Annotated in this window: 11 protein-coding genes; 10 read left to right on the forward strand and 1 reads right to left on the reverse strand. The window is 41.8% G+C overall.

Annotated elements, in window-relative coordinates:
- Positions 1-65: 65 nt before the first annotated feature.
- From H9Y05_RS10755 to H9Y05_RS10765, 3 genes are all read left to right on the forward strand, one after another.
- The gene (locus H9Y05_RS10755) at positions 66-1931 is read left to right on the forward strand and encodes a peptide MFS transporter (RefSeq protein WP_216714287.1); all 1866 of its coding nucleotides are present in this window, start codon (positions 66-68) and stop codon (positions 1929-1931) included.
- Positions 1932-2028: 97 nt separating this feature from the next.
- Entirely contained in the window at positions 2029-2805 is a 777-nt protein-coding gene (gene map, locus H9Y05_RS10760) for a type I methionyl aminopeptidase (RefSeq protein ID WP_216714288.1), read from the forward strand.
- The gene (locus H9Y05_RS10765; protein ID WP_216714289.1) at positions 2806-3375 is read left to right on the forward strand and encodes a hypothetical protein; all 570 of its coding nucleotides are present in this window, start codon (positions 2806-2808) and stop codon (positions 3373-3375) included.
- Positions 3376-3422: 47 nt separating this feature from the next.
- On the opposite strand, the gene H9Y05_RS10770 is transcribed toward H9Y05_RS10765, so the two are convergent.
- Entirely contained in the window at positions 3423-4379 is a 957-nt protein-coding gene (locus H9Y05_RS10770; protein WP_216714290.1) for an NAD(P)H-dependent flavin oxidoreductase, read from the reverse strand.
- Positions 4380-4588: 209 nt separating this feature from the next.
- Between H9Y05_RS10770 and H9Y05_RS10775 the strand changes: the two genes are divergently transcribed.
- From H9Y05_RS10775 to H9Y05_RS10805, 7 genes are all read left to right on the forward strand, one after another.
- Positions 4589-4816, forward strand: coding sequence for a hypothetical protein (locus H9Y05_RS10775; RefSeq protein WP_163492519.1), 228 nt, complete (start codon positions 4589-4591; stop codon positions 4814-4816).
- Positions 4817-4846: 30 nt separating this feature from the next.
- Entirely contained in the window at positions 4847-7345 is a 2499-nt protein-coding gene (locus H9Y05_RS10780) for a DUF5686 family protein (RefSeq protein WP_216714291.1), read from the forward strand.
- 49 nt (positions 7346-7394) lie between these two features.
- Positions 7395-8441, forward strand: a complete 1047-nt coding sequence (locus H9Y05_RS10785) for an acyl-CoA reductase (protein ID WP_317170301.1) — start codon at positions 7395-7397, stop codon at positions 8439-8441.
- A gap of 10 nt (positions 8442-8451) precedes the next feature.
- Positions 8452-9483: a bifunctional diaminohydroxyphosphoribosylaminopyrimidine deaminase/5-amino-6-(5-phosphoribosylamino)uracil reductase RibD gene (gene ribD, locus H9Y05_RS10790; RefSeq protein ID WP_163492521.1), complete on the forward strand. Its 1032-nt coding sequence runs from the start codon at positions 8452-8454 to the stop codon at positions 9481-9483.
- Between the two features lie 65 nt (positions 9484-9548).
- Positions 9549-10040: a tetratricopeptide repeat protein gene (locus tag H9Y05_RS10795; protein WP_163492522.1), complete on the forward strand. Its 492-nt coding sequence runs from the start codon at positions 9549-9551 to the stop codon at positions 10038-10040.
- A gap of 105 nt (positions 10041-10145) precedes the next feature.
- Positions 10146-12128, forward strand: coding sequence for a PKD domain-containing protein (locus H9Y05_RS16550; RefSeq protein WP_216714292.1), 1983 nt, complete (start codon positions 10146-10148; stop codon positions 12126-12128).
- Between the two features lie 72 nt (positions 12129-12200).
- A complete protein-coding gene (locus H9Y05_RS10805; RefSeq protein ID WP_163492524.1) occupies positions 12201-14294 on the forward strand; it encodes an alpha-ketoacid dehydrogenase subunit alpha/beta in 2094 nt (697 codons plus the stop codon).
- The last annotated feature ends 148 nt before the right edge of the window (positions 14295-14442 follow it).

The raw sequence follows: 14442 nt of genomic DNA on the forward strand, positions 1-14442 counted from the left end.
AAAAATTGAAACAGGTTGATTCGTTTCAATTTTTCCTATATTCGCATATCTAAATAAATGTTAAAATGAATAACGAAATACAAATAAAACAAGGGCATCCCAAAGGACTGTATCTATTGTTTACCACTGAAATGTGGGAGCGTTTCTCTTATTATGGAATGCGCGCTATCTTTACTTTATTCCTGATCAAAGCGTTGATGTTTGATAAAGAAACAGCATCAGGTATATATGGATCTTACACTAGTTTAGTCTATTTGACACCAATTATCGGTGGGTATTTTGCTGACAATATTTGGGGGAACAGAAAATCCATTTTTGTTGGAGGAATTATGATGGCAATTGGTCAATTTTTTATGTTTTTGTCAGCATCCTTCTATGCAAATAAGAGTTTAGCCCTGATTTTAATGATTGTTGGTTTGACTTGCCTGATTTTTGGAAATGGTTTTTTCAAACCGAACATCTCTACACTGGTTGGTCAATTATACTCTGAAACAGATAAGAGAAAAGATGCAGCGTATACAATCTTCTATATGGGGATTAATCTGGGGGCTTTCATTGCACCATTAATTTGTGGATTCCTTGGAGAACGATATGATTCGACAGGAGAAGCAATTCCGGGAGCATTTAAATGGGGGTTCTTGTGTGCATGTATCGGAATGGTTATTTCGGTAATTACTTTTGAAATGCGAAAAAACAAAGTGTTGATTACGCCGGAAGGTGATCCAATTGGAGTCGTTCCAAATGTAAAAAGGCTTTCAACTGATCAAACGGGAGAAGTTCCGACCACCAAGAAATCAAAGAATAATATTTATATAGGTGTTTTGGTTGGTATGATTCTGTTGGTACTATTGAGATTTTTCGTCTTTATGGCAGATGATGAAACGATGATCGATAAGGTAAATAACTATATTTCAGCAGCTATCTTTGCTATTTCCATTAGTATTCCGTTGATTATCATAACTGATAAATCATTGAATAAAGTAGAGAAACAACGTATTTGGGTAATCTACATTGTTGCATTCTTCGTAATTTTCTTTTGGGCTGCATTTGAACAAGCTGGTGCATCTTTAACTTTCTTCGCTGCTGAACAAACAAACAGAGATATTTTAGGATTCTCAATGCCTGCGAGTTGGTTTAACAGCTTTAATGCTGTATTCATTGTTATATTGGCTCCGCTTATTTCAATCATGTGGACAAAATTGGCGAAGAAAAACATGGAGCCGGCGTCACCATACAAACAAGCATTCGGATTATTGTTTCTGGCATTGGGATATGTTTTCATCGCAATTGGAGTTGATGGAGTTGAACCTGGAGTAAAAGTAAGTATCATTTGGTTGACAGGCTTGTATTTCATTCATACCATTGGTGAGCTATTTTTATCCCCAATTGGACTTTCAATGGTAAATAAATTGGCGCCCGTAAGATTTGCATCATTGTTAATGGGTGTTTGGTTCCTGAGTACTGCCGCAGCGAATAATTTTGCAGGTTTTTTAAGCTCATTCTACCCCGATCCGGTTTTGCAAGGGGCGGAAGTAAGGGCTTTGGAAAAAGAATATACAACATCAACACATACTTGTTATTTGATAGCGGATGAAGTAAAAACTGCTACTTTAGCTGATACGGTAAAAGTTGTAGATGATAAAGGGAAACCTGTTGAAGTGAAATTTTCAGATATTAAGTTTGAACGGCTACTTCCTGAAGTAAAAAATAAAAATGATAAGAAAGCGATTGAAGCCAATGCAAAGATTATTCAAGCAAAGAAAATCGAATTTGCAAAAAAGGCAGTAAACAAAGAGAAGTCATTTATTGGAATTAAAATTACAGACTTGAAATCGTTTTTTTGGTTATTCGTTTATCTTGCTGGAGGATCGGCAATCATTTTGTTTCTATTGAGCAAGCTATTAGTTAAAATGATGCACGGAGTGAAATAACCTGCTGCATCACATAAATAAATTCAAGAGGTTGTCCCTGAAAAGACAACCTCTTTTTTGTATCTTTGCAACCTGAATGAAATTTTTACATCGTACTATGATTATCTATAAAACCGCGGAAGAAATTGCGATCATGCGTGAAGCTGCTCAGATTGTGAGCCGGACACTGGGAAAAATTGCTGAAGTAATTGAACCGGGAATCACGTGTAGTGAATTGGACCGACTCGCAGAGGAATACATCCTTTCTCAAAATGCAATCCCGGGGTTCAAAGGATTGTACGGATGTCCCAGCACACTGTTGATCTCCATCAATGAACAAGTTGTTCACGGTTTGCCGACAGAACGAAAAATCCAGGACGGAGATATTGTTTCTGTAGACTGTGGAGCAATTTATAAAGGTTTTTACGGTGATCATGCCTATACATTTGCAATTGGTGACATTTCAGAAGAAGCACGTCAGTTATTGAAAGTAACGGAAGAATGCCTGTACCTGGGAATCGACCAGGCAAGAGCGGGAAACAGGATAGAAGATATCGGATGGGCGATTCAGACACACGCCGAAAAACATGGATATGGCGTTGTTCGTGACCTGGTCGGACACGGTTTGGGACGTAAAATGCATGAAGATCCACAAGTTCCAAACTACGGACGAAGAGGAAGAGGTAAGAAAATACAAAACGGGCTGACAATTGCCATCGAACCAATGATCAATGTCGGAACGGAACGCGTTGAAATGCTGGACGACAAATGGACCATTGTTACTGCTGACGGAAAGCCTAGTGCTCATTTTGAACACGATGTTGCTGTGGTAGACGGAGAGCCGGTTATCTTATCCACATTCGATTATATCCACGAAGCCCTTTCCAAAAAATAAATGTCACCTTCGGGAAAATCAGTTGCCGTTATTGTACTCTCATACGTACTGTTTGGTCTGTTTAATTTATTTCAGTTTGGCACGTTTGTGCTACCAGTTACGTATACGGAATTGGTCATCTTCATCCTGGTTACCACTGTTTTTGTCCAACATCTGAAATACCTCAACAGAGCACACCTGTCGCTGTTTACTTTTTCCTTGACAGGACTTATTATTCACCCGTTTTTATGGGAAATTTTCCTGAATCAACAGCAGCAATATCAACTGTATGACAGTATTGTATTTGATGTATTGAGTATCGTAAAATGGATGTTATTAGCGCTGTTTTTCTTACTGCTAAGCTACGACCGGGAAAAACATATGCTGAAAATAGAGTGGCTGGTTCCATCTCTTATCTCACTTGGGTGTTTACTGAACCCTCCCATGTGGTATTTTCCCTTTCTGTTTATCGTATCCGGATTCAGCGCGTTTTATACGTTGAGAAGAAGAACGGTAGGAGGTGATTTTACGATGGACGTATTGATCGGAATCGGTGTGATTTACTTTTTGAACCTTTTCTTTTTGGTTTAACTGTCATATCGCAATATTACGATATCGCGATATGACAATAAAGCAACTCAGGAAGCATATTCCGCCCTCAAATCACTAATAATTGCCTGTATTGAGCGAATTTCCTTAACACTTTCAATCGATGGCCCGGCACACCAGACCGTTTTATAGGTCGCTCCAAAAGCAGATTGCTCCAGCTTTTTCATACCCCTGGAAAACACAAATGCCTTGACCCACTTTTTCAGCTTTTTATTTTTGTTCAATAACTTTTCCAGCCAGTTTTGATTCGTCCCGATGGATTGTACATACGGCGTGTTTATCACCGTACATGGAGTTCCTGATAATTTTGTTGTCATGATGATGTCACTGGCTCCGTAATCAATACATGCCTGTTTGTACTCCCTGGTCACATCCGACTCATCTGTTGCAATAAAAATGCTCCCCATCGAAACACCGGCAGCACCAAGTTCCATCATTTGACGTATCTCCTTCCCGGTAGAAACTCCTCCCGCTGAAATGACGGGTGCAGTACAATTCTCAACCAGCAACGGAAGCAATTCCCTGTACGATTTTGTTCCTGCATGACCACCAGCTTCTTTGTTGACCGCAATGATCGCATCACACCCCAGACGATCTACTTTTTGTGCGTATTTTAAATCCGTTACATCGCAAAATACTTTGACACCGTGTTCGTGACATTTTACAATTGTTTCTTCCGGAGAACCTAAGGAAGTAATCACAAATGCAACTTTCTCTTCGCAAATGATCTCCAATTGTTTCTTGTAGTAAATATTCGATTTATTCACAATCAAATTAATTCCAAACGGTTTATCTGTCTGCGATTTGATGTATCGGATCGCCGTTCTGAGCTCTTCCGTAGTTCTGAAATTCAACGCAGGAATTGCTCCGGTACAACTGGCTTTAGTTGCTGCAATAATCATTTTGGTATTTGACACCAGGAACATCGGTGCAACAATTAACGGAAAATCAATCCCAAGGATATCACATAACGTCTGCTTGCTCATAAACGTGATTTTTTACGAAGATACAAATTTTATGCATGCATAGTTATTTTTGTCCCAAAATTATTCTTCCCGTCACAACAAGTAGTTCTATCTGCATTCCGGGAAATTTAATTTCTATCTCCTACGGTAAAATCAGGCATAAATAGGGAGAGCCCGATTTTTACAATCGTTTTCAACGAAAAGCGTTATCTTTACAAAAAATTAAAAAAATGAAGATATACAATAAATTCATGATCTATATGTGGCTTGTCATTACGGTCGTTTTAGTTGTGTTTATTACCTATAAAAGCCTGGCAGAAGGATTCAACCGCTGGGGATTTATGTATGTCTTTGCACTTGTCGCTTTCCTGGCTTTCCTGATGCGGCGCTACATGTCACGGCGTGTGGAAAAGCACATGAAATTTTTGGAGGAACAAGAAAAAAGCAAAAAAAAATAATATCATCACTCTGATAGCGTTGTTTTATTCATGCTAAAACAAACGATTCTGCTTGTTGTTGCACTGCTACTATACGCGGGAGGTGTATCTGCGCAGCGAAAATTAAGCGGAATAGTTACTGACGAACGCGACATTCCCATTCCCGGAGCAAAAATTTTTGTCAAAAACGATGCAACTATGCGTACCGTTTGCAATGACATGGGTTATTATGAAATGTTTCTGCTTCCTGGCGAATATTTCCTGATCTTCCAGGCAGTCGGGTACGAAGACCGTGAAATTTATATCGGGATGGCAGATGCTGAACAAAGTAGAAATGCCATGCTGATTCCACTCAAAATGGGTGATTTTGAAGAAGTGGAAATCATCGCGAAAAAAACCAATCCGGGACGTGACATCATCTTGAAAGTTGTAGAAAAAAGAGACTCTATCAATCCCTGGAAATACCCGCATTCATGCGAAGTCTATATCAAGTCTGTGGAACGGATCGACAAACAGGAACCTTCCGGGAAAACTTCCAAAAAGAAAAACAACAGTGAGACGACCACTACCCCGGACATCGAAGACCCTTTCGCTGAAAAACGAAAAGCCGACCAGGAATTTGCGAATAGCATGAACTTCCTTGAAATTCAGTTAACCCGACATTTCGAACCATACAACAAAGTAAAAGAAATTCGAAACGCCTACGACCTCAGAGGAAAATCAACAAACATGTACTATACCACAACGGTAAAGTCCAACTTCAATTTCTTTCAGAACCTGCTTCACCTGGATGATTTACACCAAACTCCGGTCAGTTCTCCCATTTCCGGCCCCGGAATTCTTAGTTATAAATACCGGCTCGTCGAACAATACGAAGAAAACGGGCGAAAAATTCATAAAATAAAGATTACCCCACGCAATACAGCGACAACAACCCTGGATGGATATATTTGGGTCATCGACTCCCTCTGGCTTGTGCAAAAACTGGAGTTTACGATGAACAAGGGAAACCTGATCATCTATGATTATTTTACCATCACACAGGAATTTGACCACCCGGGAGATAGCTTGTGTGTATTGACCAATCAGGAGTTGAAATATGGTGTCACATATAACAAACAAACCACTCACCTGGAAAATCACGCTTCTTTTTACGATTACAATTTTGACATTGCCTTTGAGAAGAAACATTTCAAAAATGAACTTTCAGTTACGGAAAAAGAAGCCTATGAGAGGGATAGCATGTATTGGTCGGACAAACGAAAATCGGAATTATCACTGGATGAATTGCGCTACATTATTGTGCAGGACAGCATTCGCGATTATCAAAACCGGGCAGAGTACCTCGATTCCATTGATAAAGAATTTAACCGGATCACCGTTTGGAAAGTCCTCTGGTATGGTATCGATCACCGGAATCGGGATAAAAAACACCAGTGGACACTGAGTTCACTTGCTTCAATGGCCCGTCCGATTTATATTGCAGGACCGCGGGTGGCACCCAATTTTTTCTACTTCAAGAAATGGGACGATGAACGTACGCTGGACTCCTATTCCGAACTATCAATGGGTTTTTTAAACGCCGATTTGAAAGGAAACTCGTGGTGGCGATTCCGCTATGATCCGTTTCACTTCGGAACAGTAGCCGCTGAATTTGAGCACGATTTCGGTACCGTCACCTGGAACGATGCAATCACCGAGGTCTATAAACGGGAAAATTTCTTTGAAAAAACAGCCCTTACCCTCATCCACGACTACGAACTGTTTAATGGCTTTTACTTTTACACGTCCTACTCGTTTGCCGAGCGCAGAAGTATTGATCACTACAAATTCCTGAACCAACTGGACAGCATTCTTCCCAACAATGTAGCAAAATCATTTGAACCATACCAGGCTTCCATCGGAACCATCCGTATTTCGTATACTCCAGGACAAAAATACATGCGCGAACCCAACCGGAAAGTGTTATTAGGGTCCAAATGGCCGACCTTTTACGCCTATTACGAACGGGGAATTCCGAAACTGTTCGGTAGTGACGTCGATCATGAATATGTACGATTTGGTGCTGAACAAACCTTTAAACTGGGACTATTGGGGACAACCAGCTACCACGTCAATTCCGGGAAATTTCTGAGTTCAAGGAAATTATACGACGCCGATTACAAGTATTTCAGAAGGAGTGATCCCATCTGGTTTTCAGACCCGTTGAATTCATTCCAGGGACTGGATACCAGTCTTCCGACCAAAAACCTTTATTTTGCAGGTCACCTCATCCACCATGACAACGGAGCCATCCTGAATAAAATCCCGTTCATGAAAAAAACACGGATCGGATTAGTGGGGGGAGCCGGAATTTTAGTTGTCCCGGAACATAACTGGCAACACTACGAAGTATTAGTCGGTTTAGAACGTATTTTTAAATTGTCAAAACGAAGATTGAGGCTTGGTGTTTATTGCGCCTTTTCAGACGGAAATCAATCCAAAGCACGTGTCGATTGGAAAATTTCGTTCAGCTTCCTCGATAACCGGAGTTTGAAATGGAATTTTTAACCGCGGGAATCTGCTTCCGGGTATGCATTAAAAATCCTATTTTTGTATCGTGAACAGAGAACAGGCAATCAACGCGTTTTCGCAGTTGGGAACAATTATGAAAGAGTTGGGGAATGGAAATGAATTCCCCGGGATCAGTTTGGGTATTACAGAATCGGAATACCTGGAACTACAACGTACCGTCAACAAACAAGTTCAATTCAACGGGTGGTTTACCAAAGATTCGGTCCGGCAATCACTCCTGGCACTTGGAGGATGGTTGGAAAAAGGTCAACTGGAAAACTGGTTAGCTCCATACAGTTGGAACGAACGTCCGAAACGCGTAGGAATCATCATGGCCGGAAACATTCCCCTTGTTGGTTTTCACGACCTGCTTTGCGTTGTATTATCCGGAAATACAGCTGTCTGCAAAATGAGCTCTGACGATAAAACACTATTACCCGCCCTGGTGAAGGCATTGTACCACTTCCTGCCGGGCTTAAAAGAGCGCATTGTTCTTTCCGAAGGAAAAATCGGGGAGATCGATGCTGTCATTGCAACCGGAAGCAATAACTCTCATCTATATTTTGAGCAATATTTCGGAAAATACCCGCATATTTTCCGGAAAAACCGAACTTCCGTTGCTATTTTGAACGGGAGTGAAAGTGAAGCGGAATTAACGGAACTGGGAACTGACATCTTTTCGTATTTTGGATTGGGTTGCCGCAATGTTTCCCATTTATTGCTCCCGGAAGGGTATGACTTCACACATTTTTTCCAGGGAATTTTCCCGCACAGTGATGTTATCAATCATTTCAAATACGGCAACAATTACGATTACAACAAAGCCGTATACCTGATGAATCAATTGCCGTTGCTGGACAACAATTTTGTGTTGCTCCGCGAAACGGAAGACCTCCACTCTCCCCTGGCAATGGTTCACTACCATTTTTACAAAAATGACGACGATATCCGCAGCTACCTGAAACAACATGAAGAAGCGTTACAAGTAGTTGTCGGAAAAGAATATACTCCTTTCGGAAAAGCTCAATCTCCCGGTCTGTCTGATTACGCAGATGGTATTGATACAATGAGCTGGTTAAACACCCTCACTTAAATTTGATCCGGTGAACGACGCATTCTACATACAACGTTGTATTGACCTGGCACTGAAAGGAAAAGGAAATACCGCACCCAACCCGATGGTAGGTGCGGTCATTGTTCACGATGGTGTTATTATCGGAGAAGGCTTTCATAAACAGTATGGAGAAGCGCATGCCGAGGTAAATGCCGTCAATTCCGTTAAAGATCAATCACTGTTACCGGAATCCACCATATATGTTTCTCTGGAACCATGCGCGCATTTCGGAAAAACACCTCCCTGTTCGGATTTGATTGTTCATCACCGATTCAAACGTGTTGTTGTCGGATGCATCGATACCTTTTCAGAAGTTTCAGGCAAAGGAATCCAACGCATTCGAACTGCGGGAATAGAAGTAACGACAGGTGTTCTTGAACAGGAATGCCGCGAATTGAACAAACGATTTTTTACTTTTCACGAACAAAAACGTCCGTACATTATCCTCAAATGGGCACAGACTCCGGATGGGTTCATGGATCAAAAACGAACACCTGATGCCGTCGGAATTAACTGGATTACACAGCCTGAAACAAAGCAACTGGTACATCAATGGAGAACGGAAGAAGCAGCCATTCTCGTCGGGAAACAAACAGCGATCAATGACAATCCCCGTTTAACTGCGCGGGAAGCAACGGGAAAGAACCCCGTTCGGATACTTTTGGACAGCAACCTGGAGGTTCCTGAAAACGCTGCCATCTTCTCAAAAGAAGCACCTACGCTTGTTTTCAACCTTCAAAAATCAGGGAGAAAAGATACAATTGAATGGATCCGGCTGGAAAAAATCATTCCTGAAACGATTCTCCCGGCATTATTTGAAAAAAACATTCAATCCGTCATCATTGAAGGAGGAAAAACAGTGTTGGAATCCTTCATTGCAGCGAACCTGTGGGATGAAGCACGTATATTGATCGGAACAGAAAACTTTCGGGAAGGATTAACAGCTCCCGAACTCCCACCCCATCAATCTCTGAAAAAGACGGCTATCGGAAGAGATACATTAATCGTACTTCGGAAATAAGATTTTAGCACCGAAAAAAATCTTTTTTCTTAAAATTGTAGTTCAATCATTAATTGGATAACGATATGCATCACAATTTACGTCTTGAAGAATTGTTTAACCTGGCAGATCTGGATATCAGAGACGGGTATTACGAAGAGGCAGTTAGAAAACTGGAAGAAATCCTGGTTGAAGATCCTACTTTCGGAAAGGCATACAATCACCTGGGATGGTTAAATGAGACCAAATTTCAGAACTATGAAAAAGCCGAAAATTTCTACCAGAAAGCACTGCAGACGGCTCCGAATTACCCGGCAATCTATTCCAACTACAGCGTATTACTTTCCAACCTCGGAAAATTTGACATACTGACCAGTGTGCTGGAACAAGGACTCAAAACTCCGGGAGTCGACAAGTCGCTGATGTACAACGAATTTGGTATTATGACCGAATTGCAGGGAGATTTTCAGAAAGCAATTGACTACTATACCCAATGCGCCAAAACAACGCTTGTAAAAGACACCATGGACAGAGCAATGCTTTCTATTGAACGCTGTAAAACAAAGCAAACATTGTGACCTGTCTTCCTTATTTTGCAGGAATACAGCCTTAATAATTTCTTAACATAGCTTGTTTTTTGTATATTGCAGGAACAATTACTCTACTCAAAGAAATTATTTCGGATGAAAATTTATTTTACGCTGACTTCTATAATTGTGGCTGTAAATTTGTTTGCGCAGCAACAATATACATCGGATCGATACCGCCATGCCATTTTCAACCAGGTGACGATACAAAACGACGTTGAGTATGGTTCTGCCCCTCAATGGGTATGGCCTTACTGGAATGAAGCATTGAAGTTGGATGTCTATCAACCCACAGGTGATGTCGTTACAAATCGTCCGTTGATCATTTTTGCACATGCAGGCGGTTTCCTGAATGGATCCAGGGGGGTGGATAATATGATTGCCATCTGTGATTCTTTTGCACGGAAAGGATATGTAACCGCTTCACTCGACTACCGGAAAGGGTTTAATCCACTTGACGGACAAAGTGCCGAACGTGCTGTTTACCGGGGAATCCAGGATGGGAAGGCAGCTGTCCGCTACTTCAAGGAGAATGCTGCACTGTATGGCATTGACACCAATTATATTTATTTCGGCGGAATGTCAGCAGGTGGGTTTATGGCACTACACGTTGCATATATGGATCAGGAAAGTGAACGCCCTGCAAGTACATATGGAGGAGGAACGGTCAATAACCTCGGATGCCTGGATTGTTCCGGTAACAGTTTCTCACATACATCAAAGATCAGAGCTGTATTAAATTACTGGGGAGCCATTCAGGACACACTGAACATTGTTCCCGGTGACATTCCGATTATGCAAATGCACGGAACAGATGATCCCACAGTACCATACATATACGGTCAGCCATTCGGACTATTCACACTTCCCTATGTCTACGGGAGCGCTCCCATACGCGAACGCATGGACAACCTGGGTATCTACAACGAGTTTTACACGTCCGATGCACCCGGAAGGCATATGCTGGACGGAAGTGACAACGGAACATTCAGCGGAAATTCGCCTAATTCATTCTGGTACGACACATTACTGCCCAGAACAACCGATTTCCTGGTGTTGATGACCAAATCTCATCCTGTCAAAATCACGCAAGACACCCTCATTGTCTGTTATGGTGATTCAATAAACTTACATGTAAGCGGTAATTCCGACAGTTATTTTGAATGGTCTTATTTGTCCGGTTCAACCTATACCGGACTGGGAAACACTACTGATTCACTGCATCATTTGTTCACTGATGCCGGAACGTACGACATTGCTGTTGTTGAGTTCAACGAAGTATATTGTTCCAGCGATACGCTGTGGTTTCACGTTATTCAGCAACCGGAATTGACACCTGTACTCCTGACACAGGATACCTTCATACTCTGCACCGGGGAAACGGCCGATATGAAAGTAACCGGAAATGAAACCAGTCAGTACTCATGGACGTTGTTTGCCTATTCTTCTTCCTTGCCGATCAATAATCAGTCGGACTCTTTATCCATGGTATTTACTGCTGATGGCGAATTTGATATTGCTGTGGTTGAATTGAACGCAGCAGGATGCTCAGGTGACACCGTGTGGTTTCACATTATCCAATTACCTGAGATTGTCGCAGACTTCAGTTACCAGATTACAGATCTGTCCAGCGTATTATTCATCAATAATTCCGTCCACTCAACCAGTTACAACTGGGATTTCGGAGACGGAAGCACAAGTGCAGACAATCAGCCGGAACATATCTATACCCAAAACGGAGCATACACTGTGACACTAACAGCGACAGATGACAATGGTTGCAGTGAAACAACGACCCAAACGATTGTAATCAGTGGTTTATCCGTTGATGTCCTTTCAGGAACGGGAGTCTACGCATTCCCGAATCCATTTGAAGATGTCCTTCACCTTTCCAATGAAATCAATCAAGCGGTTACAATTGAAGTAACTGATCTAAACGGAAAAACGGCTGCACATACATTTACAATTGATGCATCTTCCACAGCTATCATCAATACACGTGAGTGGTCCGGAGGAATGTATTTTGTCCGCATTACATCCGGCGAAGGAAACAACAGGGTAATAAAAGTTGTGAAATAATCCCTCACTCGTTCGTTTTATAGATTTTATTTCCTGCCGATGTTGTATATTTGGGGAGAAAATTAAAAAAGAATGGCAGAAGCGACCGTTAAGAAACAAAATTCTAAGAGTACAACAGAAAAGGAAACCTTGTTGAAAGCATTCGAATTAATGGCTACCGCAAAAACATTGGCCGAAAAATACGAGGCAAACAAAGAGGTTACTGCTAAGTACGTACACGCTACTTCCCGGGGACATGAGGCAATTCAATTAGCCGTTGGAATGCAGTTGTTGCCTCAGGATTGGGTAGCTCCTTACTATCGCGACGACAGCATTTTACTTGGAATAGGTATGACTCCTTATGAGTTAATGTTACAGGTATTTGCCAAAAAAGATGATCCGTTTTCGGGGGGAAGAACTTATTATTCGCATCCTTCTCTAAAACGTGATAATATGCCTAAAATACCTCATCAATCTTCCGCTACGGGAATGCAGGCCATTCCCACAACCGGTGTAGCGATGGGAATTCAATACAAAGAACAACAAGGTCTGGCAGAAAATTTCGGAGATAACAAACCCGTGGTAGTTTGCTCACTGGGTGACGCATCTTGTACAGAAGGTGAAGTCTCGGAAGCATTCCAGATGGCCGCATTGAAACAATACCCGATTGTTTTCCTGGTTCAGGACAATGGTTGGGATATTTCTGCAAATGCCGCTGAAACGCGCGCGCAGGATATTACACAATATGCACAAGGCTTTAACGGCCTGGAAGTTCGCACCATTGACGGTTCGGATTTCGATCTGTCATATCAGACAGTAAAAGAAGTTTTTGACCTGGTGAGAAAAGAACGTCGTCCGTTTATTATTCATGCGAAAGTTCCACTACTTGGTCACCACACATCAGGTGTTAGAAAAGAATGGTACCGTGATGACCTGGAAGAAGCAGCAAAACGCGATCCATATCCTAAATTGGTTGCCAAACTTATGTCAATGGGCGTAGGTGAAGACGTGCTGGATGAGATGGAAGATAAGGTGCGGCAATTAGTGGATGCTGATTATGACCGTGCACTGAATGCGGAAGATCCGACTCCTGAATCTGTAACTGATTTTATATTTGCTCCGTCACCTGTAACAGAGGAAAAAGGGGAACGCGAACCGAAAGGAAAGAAAAAAACCGTTATGGTTGACGCTGCCTTGTTTGCCGTACGGGAAATCATGTCCAAACATCCTGAATCTCTTTTGTATGGACAAGATGTCGGCGGACGTTTAGGCGGAGTATTCCGAGAAGCGGCAACATTGGCTCAGCAATTCGGTGACGAACGTGTTTTCAACACCCCCATCCAGGAGGCATTTATCATAGGTTCTACTGTTGGGATGTCAGCCGTAGGCTTAAAACCCATTGTAGAGGTTCAGTTTGCCGACTACATCTGGCCGGGATTGAACCAATTATTCACAGAAGTTTCCCGTTCTTATTACCTTTCAAACGGTAAATGGCCTGTAAGCTGCATTATCCGGGTTCCGATCGGAGCATATGGTTCCGGTGGACCTTACCACTCTTCAAGTGTGGAATCTGTTCTGACAAATATCCGCGGTGTTAAAACCGTTTATCCGTCAACAGGAGCAGATTTGAAAGGTTTAATGAAAGCTGCTTTCTATGACCCCAATCCTGTTGTCATTTTAGAACACAAAGGACTCTACTGGTCAAAAATTAAAGGCACCGAAGGAGCAATGTCTATCGAGCCGGATGAAGAATACATTATACCGATTGGAAAGGGACGCATTGTGCAACATGCAGATGAAACTGCTGTGAAGAAAGGAGAATCATGTGTTGTAATCACATACGGACGTGGTGTTTACTGGACGCTGGAAGCATGTGCTACATTCAAGGATAAAGTAGAAATCGTAGATTTACGAACGCTCCACCCACTGGATTTTGACCTGATCAACGAAACGGCAAAAAAACATGGAAAAGTATTGTTGGTAACAGAAGAATCGATCGAAGCATCATTTACGCTTGGATTGGCCGGAAGAATTCAACGAGACAATTTCAAAGCATTGGATGCGCCGGTCGCAATTGTCGGGTCGGTTGATACACCTGCAATACCGTTGAACTCAACGCTGGAAGCAACATTGTTGCCAAATGCTGAAAAAGTAAGAACGGCTCTGGAGGAGTTATTGCATTTTTAATACGAGAAATACTAAAATAGAAAACTCCGTAGAATATACTCTGCGGAGTTTTTTATGGTCTTTATGATCAATAATATCGTAATATCGTAATATCGTAATATCGTAATATCGTAATATCGTAATATCGTAATATCGTAATATCGTAATA

It is taken from the genome of Taishania pollutisoli, from assembly GCF_014518315.1.
In the GTDB taxonomy this organism is placed as follows: domain Bacteria; phylum Bacteroidota; class Bacteroidia; order Flavobacteriales_D; family Crocinitomicaceae; genus Taishania; species Taishania pollutisoli.